Consider the following 9118-nt stretch of genomic DNA (forward strand, 5'->3'; position numbering starts at 1 on the left):
GATTGTCAATCCACGGCTGCTCCCGGCCTTCTCTCTGGAAAAGCGCTGTAATAGTCATCGGCAAGCATGTCGTGGTACCCCCAGCCAATACCAGATGATGACGTCATAATTTCCTTTAATCTCCCTTTGTATCCATCTTTTTGTTCTTCCGGCAGCCTGAGGACTTTTTTGATCACCCGCCGATACATACTGTTGAGAGAATCGTAGAACGCTTCATCCATGTCGCCACATTCAACGGTGAACTTATTGCCATATTCCGCGAACGTGACCATAAGCTCCACTTCACCAAGGGGGTCACCGGTTGCTTTCGAATAGGCGCTGATAGCTTTCTTTGCTTTTGCGATATGGACCGGCTTGTTGCCAAACAGGTCTGGATACATGCACTCGGCAATGGTCTTCTTGTAAGTGGCGAGCGGGTCCTCGCCGACCCCGAACCGGGTGTGGAGAAAAGTCTGATTCTCCTTCGAAAAACGATACAAATCGGCCACCAACTTCACCAGGTGGTTCGCATCCATATTAGTAACCGTTGGCTTCACGTCCGTCCAAGATGGACTACTGCTCGATTTTCGTTTCACCTCAGAGCACCTTTTCCTATTATCTTAACGTGATACGCACTGGTCTCGCGCTGTTTGCAGCATCCAATAACAGCAAACGAAAGAATCTGTTATTTTCGTTCATTACGTTTCTTGTCAGACAACAGTTTGTTGAGATTTGCAAAGGGGGCGTGGCTGGCTGCTGTTCTTTTGTCTTTATCAGAATTGTGAGTCGGTAGCCATTCGGCATCCAAGTCTCGAGAGTGCTCGTGGTCATGACAATAAAGGCATAACAACTCCCAGTTGCTACCGTCAGGAGGGTTGTTTTTATAGTTATGGTCCTTGTGATGAACCGTCAACTCTCTGAGATTTTTGCCTGAAAAATCACGACCGCAATTTGCGCACACCCACGGCAAGATCTTTAACGCTTGATTTCGATAATCAATTTTTTTCATGCCATTTAGTTTCCGGTAAAATATAACGCTGATGTAACCGGCACCGGAACAACAGCTGAGGGAACCAAAAGCGCCACGCCTGTGGCGTCCGGCAGACCAACCGGTTACGTTGCATGCCTCTCCACTCTCAGGTGAATCGGTGCCACCCGATCGTCATTGTAATCGATCCGTTGCTCGACATCGTAAGACTGGAAACCAAACCTGGGGTAGAAATGACGAGGAGCCTATTTATTTTTTTAACGGTGTAAACCACTGGTTTGCTAACAATGCCCTTGCCTCTGTTGTCATTGGAATGAGATCACTTTTATCCAGAATGTCCATGTTGAATTTCCGATTCAGGGCAGCAAAATGTTTTAATCCAAATGCAATCTTATTGAGATAAGAAAAAACACCAATTGCCCCTGTGGGAAATTTATTTGCTCTGGTGCCGTAGATGGCACGTAAATCAGGTAGATCGCAAAATATTTCCTCAACTGTTGAACCATATGATTTGAACCTTTCCGGCACATTTCCAGCCTTTATCTGTTCACCAATTGTTTTTCCAGTCATGGCCGCAGCCATTGACGCCCGGCACAAGCCAATTCCCAAAACATGTCCATCCCCATAGGCCAAGCCTTTAAATACTTGATCCTCACTTGCAAAACCACCGGTCATAACTATTGCAGGTAGGGTCAATCCTTCAGACTTCAATTGTTCACAAAAGCGGACCACCGCATCCTCTAAGCAGACCGTGGGTAACGACCACTCGTTCATCATTTTTGAGGGGCTGTATCCTGAACCGCCGCCAGCTCCATCGAAGGTAACCATATCCACCTGTGCTTCACAGGCCAGCCGGAGCACTCGTTCAATATCCAGCCTGTCATACCCGGCCATTTTAAAATAGATATTGTTGGCCCCCATATCTCTAAGTTTTGTAATGTGAGCTACAAGGGTTTTTTCTGTCCACAAGGGCAATCTGCCATAGGTGTAGAAATTCGGGCAAACACCCTCATTATAGGCTTTTTGCACGGAGGGATCACTAGGATCGGGGTGAACCAGATTACCGTGCTGTTGTTTGACAAGTGCGGTTTCAAGATCCTTTACCCGTATGACTGGCTGGGTTCCCTTTGCCGATTGCCCAAATTTAATTTCAATGGCGGTAGCTCCATATTTTTCTATGGCAATTTCGGGAACCCCCATGAGATCATCATCCACATTACATTGCAGCACAATCTGCCCGTATCCCCTGTCATATCGAAGGAAACAATCAAAGGCTTTTTGTAACAATGGAAAATCCGTAACCTTTCCGTTGTCGATTTTGAGATCAGGATCATTGTTCCTGGCATGTTCACCAATCACACAAGTCACACCGGCCATGGCAGCTCCAGAAAAGTAATCCTGCCAGTTAAGTTTAATCAATGCAGGCAGGATGACTGGCATTGCCATCCTGACCGGATTAATAAAGCCGTAGGTCCGCTCAAGATTAACATTAAAAATGGTGGCTTCGTCCCAGGTTTCATTGACTCCCTGAGCACCGAATACATGGCCGTTGATATTAAAGTGCGAAAAATCGATTGGATAATCTTTTTCTGACGCAATTTGGTTGTTTCCGGTTGTTGTTGGGTATACTGTTTGTGCCCCCAAAACAGCCGCCTGTGCCAGTTCACAGGTGCCGTTACAATCTTGAGTGCAAAATGAGCACATTCCCGATTGAGGAGATATAAAAGCACTCCGGTTTTTTGCAAATGTAAATCCTGAACTCAATTTTGGTGAATAAGACATATCAATCCTTTTTTCTGAAATCAGTTTTTACTGTACCTATTTATTTTCGTTTTCTAAACGCGGTAACGTATTCTTCAGCGAGCGCGGTTTTTGACGCTTCTCTGGGAGGCATTGCTTGGTAATTACTTCGACTATTATGAATGCTGCTCAGATTGAGTATATCTCTTACAAAGCGCATGGTGCGAATCGACCACTCAATTGAAGGTACGAGAATTCGAATCTATTTCACGTAGTCCAGTCTCTTCTTTGATTTGACCAATTTACCATACTCCCGTATCCAGTTCATTTCATCCGGTTCTAATTGTCCTTGTCTCATTGCACCGTTTCCGCAGGGCATTTTCCACACTGCGTCTCACCTGCCAACCGAAATAGCCCCACCCGAGCATAGCAACTACATGGTTCTCTCGATCAGGTTTAATGACCTCTTTGATCCCGTCTGTTACTTTGCCGAAACCTCTTCCCCAAACCCAATAATTTGCTCCTTGGTCAGCGGCCCATTTGATATCAGTGGAGTCGATACCGTAGTTACCGGCGACACCCATACGAAATACCGTCTTATTTACAACCGGAAGCACGGTATGAGAAAAGTCGGTAGGAGGGAAACTCACTTTCTGCTCTGTCATGGCTGTAACGCTCTACGGAATTACTTTCTGTTACAGTGAATTCTCGTTTTTTCGGGCATCAACAGGACCATCCCTTTAAACGATGATATAACCGGCACCGGAACGCCAACCGAGGGAACCAACAGCGCCACGCTTTTAGCGTCCGGTTGACCGACCGGTTACGTTGCCTTGTCTCTCCACTGGCAGGTGAATCAGTGTCACCCGATCGCTGTTGTAATCGATCCTTCGCTTGACATCGTAAGGCTGAAAACCGAGCTTGGGGTAAAAAAGCCTTGTTCAGCATTCATGCTTTCCCCATGCCTTTGAAGAATGTGTAGCAAAAAGTGCCATCCGGCTCGGTCGTCCGATACAGATCTTCGATTCCTTTATCGAACATAGCGGGATCTATGATGCCTTTCTCAACCGCCGATTGACGTACACCCTCAATCATCGCCGTGAAGGTATTCTTCGTGAATCCGTCGACCAGTTCCGGCTTGCTGGAGTCGGCATACACCATCCGAGGAGACACCCATACGTCACGATAGCCGGCAGCAACCAGTAACGGATACAGCGACCTCCCGATCAGCGCGTTCCCGCCCGCTCGGGACTGTAATTCGACTTGGCATTGAATCGCGGCTTGTGCTGCATCGCTATCGGGATGAAAGTAGGCAGATCCATGATCACCTTCAATGACCGTAATTGTTCCACCCGGCCGCAGATATGATTTCAGTTTCTGCAAGGCAGTGCCCGGCTCTTTCAAGTGCTCCAAAACAAAACAGACGAAGACATGATCAAATGACTCTGAAGCAAAGGGCAATTGTAAAATATCCCCCTGCTGGAACCGGACATTGGCCAGCCCCGCCGCCCGGATCTTCAGTTCAGCCTGCTCGACCGAATGCTCCGATATATCAACAGATACAATAGAAGCTCCGGGACTATTCTTCGCCAATGTCACCGTTTGTGCGCCAACACCGCAACCGGCTTCCAAGACCCGGCTTCCGACTGGAAATGTCGTATCGGAATGCAACAGATCGACCAATGTCGTCGCCTGATCTTGCAGACGAATATTCTCACGCGGATTGTATCCGTGGACATATGCTGTGTTCATGTTGTTCGTTCTCCCTGCCCAGCGATATCAGCGAAGGAATGAATCTCTTATCGATCATGCCTCTCGCCTAACCTCTTTTTTAACATCACGCATAACCTACTGGCCAACATCTTTATCAAGGCAAATTCGACGATGAGTCTTGCAGTTCACAAAGTATGAATCCGAAGCGAGGAATGCATTAGGGTGGATGAGTACCGTATTTGCTGGAGGGAATTTCTCCTTGAGGCAGTTGGAACTATACTGGCTACACCTTTCCCGATACATATTGAGTGTTCAGACTTTGCTGACATTACAACGTCACCAGTATAGGACCGCCTTATGTGCCGATGCCTGCGTGCAAATATTCCAGGATTCTCGCCATTAAGCTATTGATTGACGAATAACGCTCTTGGGGGGCAGATAAAATTTCTTTTTCTGATTGGATGAATTCACCACCGACGAGTTCATTTCTACAATTGTCGACGATTGCTTTGGCAGATACTGGCGTGGTTTCCAGGTGGAACTGCAAGCCGATTACATTGGTGCCAATATGGAAGGCCTGTTTGATACATCCTTTACTTTTTGCCAGGTGAACCGCTCCCCCTGGCAAATTGAAGGTGTCACCGTGCCAATGGAATACCACGGCTTCGTGGAGAAATTGAAAAATAGAATTGCCAGAAGAGCTTACCGCTTCAATCGGAAACCACCCAATTTCTTTTACCGAGTTTGGAAAAACCTCGCCTCCCATTGCATTGGCAATGAGTTGCGCACCCAAACAGATGCCAAGAACGGGTTTTCCTGCTGCAATTATGTTTCTGATAAATTCCTTTTCTTTTGCCAACCAAGGATATTCCCGCTCATCATTGACACTCATTGGTCCGCCCATGACAACAAGTAAATCAATCTTTTCGATTTCGGGCAAAACTCCAGCATCGAAAAATTTTGTTGCTGATATTTCATAACCGGCGTGAAGAAGCCACGGTTCAATAGAACCTAAGCCCTCAAATGGTACATGCTGAAAATAATGTGCCCGCATATCAATATCTTTATAGAACTAACGATTTATCTGAGCTGCGCGCGAAACCGCATCCGGCAAAGCTAACTTGCTGCGGTGCTGTTCCCGCAGTCAATGTTGAGCGACTGGTAAGCGCAATTATGTCATTTTAAGCTCTTGAAATTAAGTTGCTATTGCCAGTTATATTGATGTCTGGATTTATTGATCTCAAATGTTTCACCCTGATAAACTTGCATTACAACTTTATTGTAATCTGGGTGCCACATCACAAAATGACATTGACTTCTAGCCTCTCCTTGGTCTTTTACTCGGTTGTTATTTTCATCATTCCAAAATCTCATATCGGACATGTAATAGCCCTCTTTTTTAATCATGTCTTTAGGAATACTGATACTAATGGAATACTTACCATTTGAACCAATATTTGCAGTTTTAAAAGGTTTTATATCGCCACCTGATTTAAAAAGAGAAACTCTGTTAAATTTGGTATCAGTTTTTCCATAGATTGTTACACTTGCAAATGGCGGTTTTTGTGACTTTGCAAAAGAATAACCGCAGAAGCACAGAAAAAACATACACATCAAGACTAAAATTAATAATTGATTAGTAGTTTTCATTTTTTCTCCGATATATAGATATTTGTATGAAAATATTGGCTGCGTAACGATAAGTTCATCGGCCTGTCCCGCAAGGTGGCATATATCAAGTGGAACATCTAGTTAAATGTATATGATACATTATATTGGTTTATTTTAGATTGATTGTTAAAAAGGGATGATCACTCAATGATTTCGTTTTACCTTTCTCATGCTGAACCGAGGAATCTATTTCGACCGTTGTCTCAAATGAATCAGGGCAAATTACATGTTGGACTGAATTAGTTTGCTCTGATGTTGGCCAATTCAAATTGTTTTTTTCACAAAATCAAACATATGTTGATAAGCTATACTTTTTTGTAACCAACCCTTTTTTAAATTAAAATCACCTCCTATGATAAATTTTTTGCCAAGTAATTGTGCAAACAGCCAAATTTGCTCACCAAGGCGATCTTTGTGCTTTTTGTCACTGTCTTTCTTCCATTGATCTTTGATTGTGATGACATTGCCGTAAATGAATATGGGCTGGTTATTATATTCGGCCTCACACAGAACACCATTAATCGGTTCAGCGATTGCTATTTGTACGCACGGGTTCTTACTAAAAATCGCGACCTGGTGACACTTATTAGGAAGATCGTAACACCTGTTTTTATTATAAAATGGACTTTCCTCGCTTAAATATTGAGTGTATCCTTTCAAATTAATGGCTGAATTTGCTTCAGTCAAAATAAGCAGATCGCAGTCCCGTTTTTCGACATAACGTGTTATTTCTGTAAATCTTCTGATTCGTCTTGAACTTCTTGATTCCTTTTCAGGATGATCAATATTCCAAAGTCCGATTTTCACTATTCTCTCAATATAAGGTTCAGCTATAAAATCGCTGTACTATCTACTCATCCGGTCAGAGAAGGAAACAAAGACAGAGAAGTAGCCGGCCATCTTTTTTTCAGGTCGTCAATAACCCGAAGAATTTCCCGACAAAATCCAGAATCTCCATAGCGGCCACTTCGACTGCCTCGCGCATGTGCTCGATATCCACTTACGCCTGATTGTCGAGAGTGAGACTGTCGTCAAATGCAGGTCGGTACGACATAGAGAAGGCGTAGGACACAGAAACCAAGTCGATATCGTATTTTGTCATATCAATCCTTCTTCCGGAACATCAAGGATTCACACGCAGTACACCGCCATGTTGGATCATCTCCGGTTACACAGCAACCTCCAAGCACGATCCGTCTTTTCTTCAGGTCAGCCTCAAGCTTGGAGGAGAATGTCGGATAACCATAGAGAATAGTAGCGATGGAAGATGATTTACAGTAGGGGCACGTCATGGGCTTCCGAGAATATTCGTATCGTTTCTTCATTTTCGTTCAGCGAATAATTGCAACAGTGGTGCGACACTGGAAGTGCCCTTTGCCTGTCTCTTTTAGGCGTATCAATGATTGTCAAAGTCATTATGTGGCGTACTCAAACTGACCGAAACATACATTTCCATAAGAGCCTGCTTCATTGGATCAGACTCTTCAACAAATCGTACCTGCATTTCTCTTACTCTCTTCTTTTGAGTGAGAAACTCTGGGCCAAAAACAGGATGTTGCTGGAGACTTACACGAGAACCCTTAGAAACATATGTCGGCTGCACAATACCAGTAAGTTCTCTTGCCAACCTAAAAGCAAAAGTAGCAGAGTTGTGTCCTGAACTTGGATGACAGTGATTCTGCAGTCTTCTCCGTAGATTGTTTGTTCTGCCGACGTAAAGATGGCAATCCTTTTCAGAAAATAGATAAATACCGGCCATTGGCATTTGGCGCGGCAGGGTCACTACTGAAACAGGTTTCATCTGTAGCAGTCGTTGAAAAGCAGGTTCCCATGAATCTATGTATTCCTTGAATACTGGATGCATATTCAGAACGTCCCTAACTTGAAATGAACTGGAATTTTTAGACTGCAGCGGGGAAGAATTTCGGAAGAGTATTTCTTCATAGACTTTTGGGCAAATTGTACGACACGTTATCTTGATTTACCGAAATATATTTTTTGGCCTTGAGACTATTAATGATTGTTACCAGTTCATTTTCCTCGAGTTTTTTTGTGAATAGAGAGTTGATGGTATTTGAAAGAGTTTTGACTTTCCTTGGTCTTGATTGACCGCGACCAGCAAGGTTTTTAACTATAGCACTAATTTTTTCGTCATTGTCGGTTGTATTTGATATTCGAAGTATTGGAATTTCAGCAAGATCGTTAACTCGGTTTACGCGTACTTTTCTGGCCCTCAAGTGTTTAACTAGAGGATCGAATCCCGTATCTTTTGAAACAATATGGTAATAACCATCTTTATCTTCGGTTGATAGTTGACCAAGATAACAGGCAATATGAAAATCTAATGCGTTTGGACCATTACCCGATATCTTGATGTACCGGGCTTCTTTTCCGAACTCTTGGAGAGCGTTAGCCATCTCAAAAGGAATCCTGACTTGGTTTTCGCCAACAAACACCAGAATATTGAAAGGGTGCTTTTTTAGTATTTCTAGGTTTTTAGGTTGAATGTTTTCAAAATCGATAAGAACGTAATTATTTGGTGGCACGGGATTTTCCCATAGTCAGATTATTATTCTTTAACACTCCACATATCCGGCTGGCAATCGAGCGAAGTGAATTGCCCGTCTGAATTGGTGAGTTGTCAGGTTGAGAATTTCTTCATTCATAACCACGGGCAAGCTATAGTGGACCCCAGTTTTAAGACAGTAGTTTAAGCTAGACGCAATCCCGAGGAACAGGAAAAGATGAGTGAAGGAAAGAAGAGAAAGTTCCATACTCCCGAGTTCAAGGCCAAGGTAGCTCTGGAGGCATTGCGAGGGATAAAAACGCTCAACGAGATAGGGCAAGAATTTGGGGTCCACCCTATTACGGTTGGGCATTGGAAGAAGGAACTTCAAGAGCAGGCAAAAACGCTCTTTGAAGGAAAGCGAGGTCCTACACCGATCGCGGCACATCGAGAACCTGAACTGTTGTACAGCGAGATTGGCAAGCTGAAGGTGGAGCTCGACTGGTTGAAAAAAAAGTCCG

The 9118-nt window shown here is 44.0% G+C and carries 11 protein-coding genes; 1 reads left to right on the forward strand and 10 read right to left on the reverse strand.

Annotated elements, in window-relative coordinates; genetic code table 11:
• Window positions 1–5: 5 nt before the first annotated feature.
• The 10 genes from BUC26_RS20380 to BUC26_RS20425 all read right to left on the reverse strand — a co-directional run bounded on the left by BUC26_RS20380 (window position 6) and on the right by BUC26_RS20425 (window position 8637).
• Window positions 6–575, reverse strand: a complete 570-nt coding sequence (locus BUC26_RS20380) for a hypothetical protein (RefSeq protein ID WP_073379053.1) — start codon at window positions 573–575, stop codon at window positions 6–8.
• 89 nt (window positions 576–664) lie between these two features.
• Window positions 665–988, reverse strand: coding sequence for a YajD family HNH nuclease (locus BUC26_RS20385; RefSeq protein WP_073379055.1), 324 nt, complete (start codon window positions 986–988; stop codon window positions 665–667).
• Window positions 989–1216: 228 nt separating this feature from the next.
• Window positions 1217–2749 (reverse strand): glutamate synthase-related protein, encoded by a 1533-nt coding sequence (locus BUC26_RS20390; protein WP_073379056.1) that lies wholly within the window; start codon window positions 2747–2749, stop codon window positions 1217–1219.
• Window positions 2750–3036: 287 nt separating this feature from the next.
• Window positions 3037–3372, reverse strand: coding sequence for a hypothetical protein (locus BUC26_RS20395; protein ID WP_143166101.1), 336 nt, complete (start codon window positions 3370–3372; stop codon window positions 3037–3039).
• Between the two features lie 283 nt (window positions 3373–3655).
• A complete protein-coding gene (locus tag BUC26_RS20400; protein WP_073379059.1) occupies window positions 3656–4459 on the reverse strand; it encodes a methyltransferase domain-containing protein in 804 nt (267 codons plus the stop codon).
• Window positions 4460–4775: 316 nt separating this feature from the next.
• Window positions 4776–5474: a type 1 glutamine amidotransferase gene (locus BUC26_RS20405; protein WP_073379060.1), complete on the reverse strand. Its 699-nt coding sequence runs from the start codon at window positions 5472–5474 to the stop codon at window positions 4776–4778.
• Window positions 5475–5623: 149 nt separating this feature from the next.
• Complete coding sequence (locus BUC26_RS23180; protein WP_143166102.1) at window positions 5624–6070, reverse strand: hypothetical protein; 447 nt, start codon at window positions 6068–6070, stop codon at window positions 5624–5626.
• A gap of 285 nt (window positions 6071–6355) precedes the next feature.
• A complete protein-coding gene (locus BUC26_RS20410; RefSeq protein ID WP_143166103.1) occupies window positions 6356–6898 on the reverse strand; it encodes an endonuclease/exonuclease/phosphatase family protein in 543 nt (180 codons plus the stop codon).
• A gap of 589 nt (window positions 6899–7487) precedes the next feature.
• Window positions 7488–7892, reverse strand: a complete 405-nt coding sequence (locus tag BUC26_RS20420; RefSeq protein WP_161949904.1) for a GIY-YIG nuclease family protein — start codon at window positions 7890–7892, stop codon at window positions 7488–7490.
• A 139-nt stretch (window positions 7893–8031) separates the two neighbouring features.
• Window positions 8032–8637, reverse strand: a complete 606-nt coding sequence (locus BUC26_RS20425) for a PIN domain-containing protein (protein ID WP_073379065.1) — start codon at window positions 8635–8637, stop codon at window positions 8032–8034.
• A 198-nt stretch (window positions 8638–8835) separates the two neighbouring features.
• On the opposite strand from BUC26_RS20425, the gene BUC26_RS20430 reads away from it, so the two are divergent.
• Window positions 8836–9118, forward strand: a 283-nt coding sequence (locus tag BUC26_RS20430; protein ID WP_073379067.1) for an IS3 family transposase, incomplete at its 3' end; no start/stop codon positions are given.

The organism is Desulfofustis glycolicus DSM 9705, assembly GCF_900130015.1.
GTDB lineage: Bacteria > Desulfobacterota > Desulfobulbia > Desulfobulbales > Desulfocapsaceae > Desulfofustis > Desulfofustis glycolicus.

What these genes read in the sequence shown, in the direction of transcription:
- BUC26_RS20385 (WP_073379055.1), bottom strand. Translation starts at nt 988, where the DNA reads ATGAAAAAAATTGATTATCGAAATCAAGCGTTAAAGATCTTGCCGTGG.
- BUC26_RS20390 (WP_073379056.1), bottom strand. Translation starts at nt 2,749, where the DNA reads ATGTCTTATTCACCAAAATTGAGTTCAGGATTTACATTTGCAAAAAAC.
- BUC26_RS20395 (WP_143166101.1), bottom strand. Translation starts at nt 3,372, where the DNA reads ATGACAGAGCAGAAAGTGAGTTTCCCTCCTACCGACTTTTCTCATACC.
- BUC26_RS20400 (WP_073379059.1), bottom strand. Translation starts at nt 4,459, where the DNA reads ATGAACACAGCATATGTCCACGGATACAATCCGCGTGAGAATATTCGT.
- BUC26_RS20405 (WP_073379060.1), bottom strand. Translation starts at nt 5,474, where the DNA reads ATGCGGGCACATTATTTTCAGCATGTACCATTTGAGGGCTTAGGTTCT.
- BUC26_RS23180 (WP_143166102.1), bottom strand. Translation starts at nt 6,070, where the DNA reads ATGAAAACTACTAATCAATTATTAATTTTAGTCTTGATGTGTATGTTT.
- BUC26_RS20420 (WP_161949904.1), bottom strand. Translation starts at nt 7,892, where the DNA reads ATGAAACCTGTTTCAGTAGTGACCCTGCCGCGCCAAATGCCAATGGCC.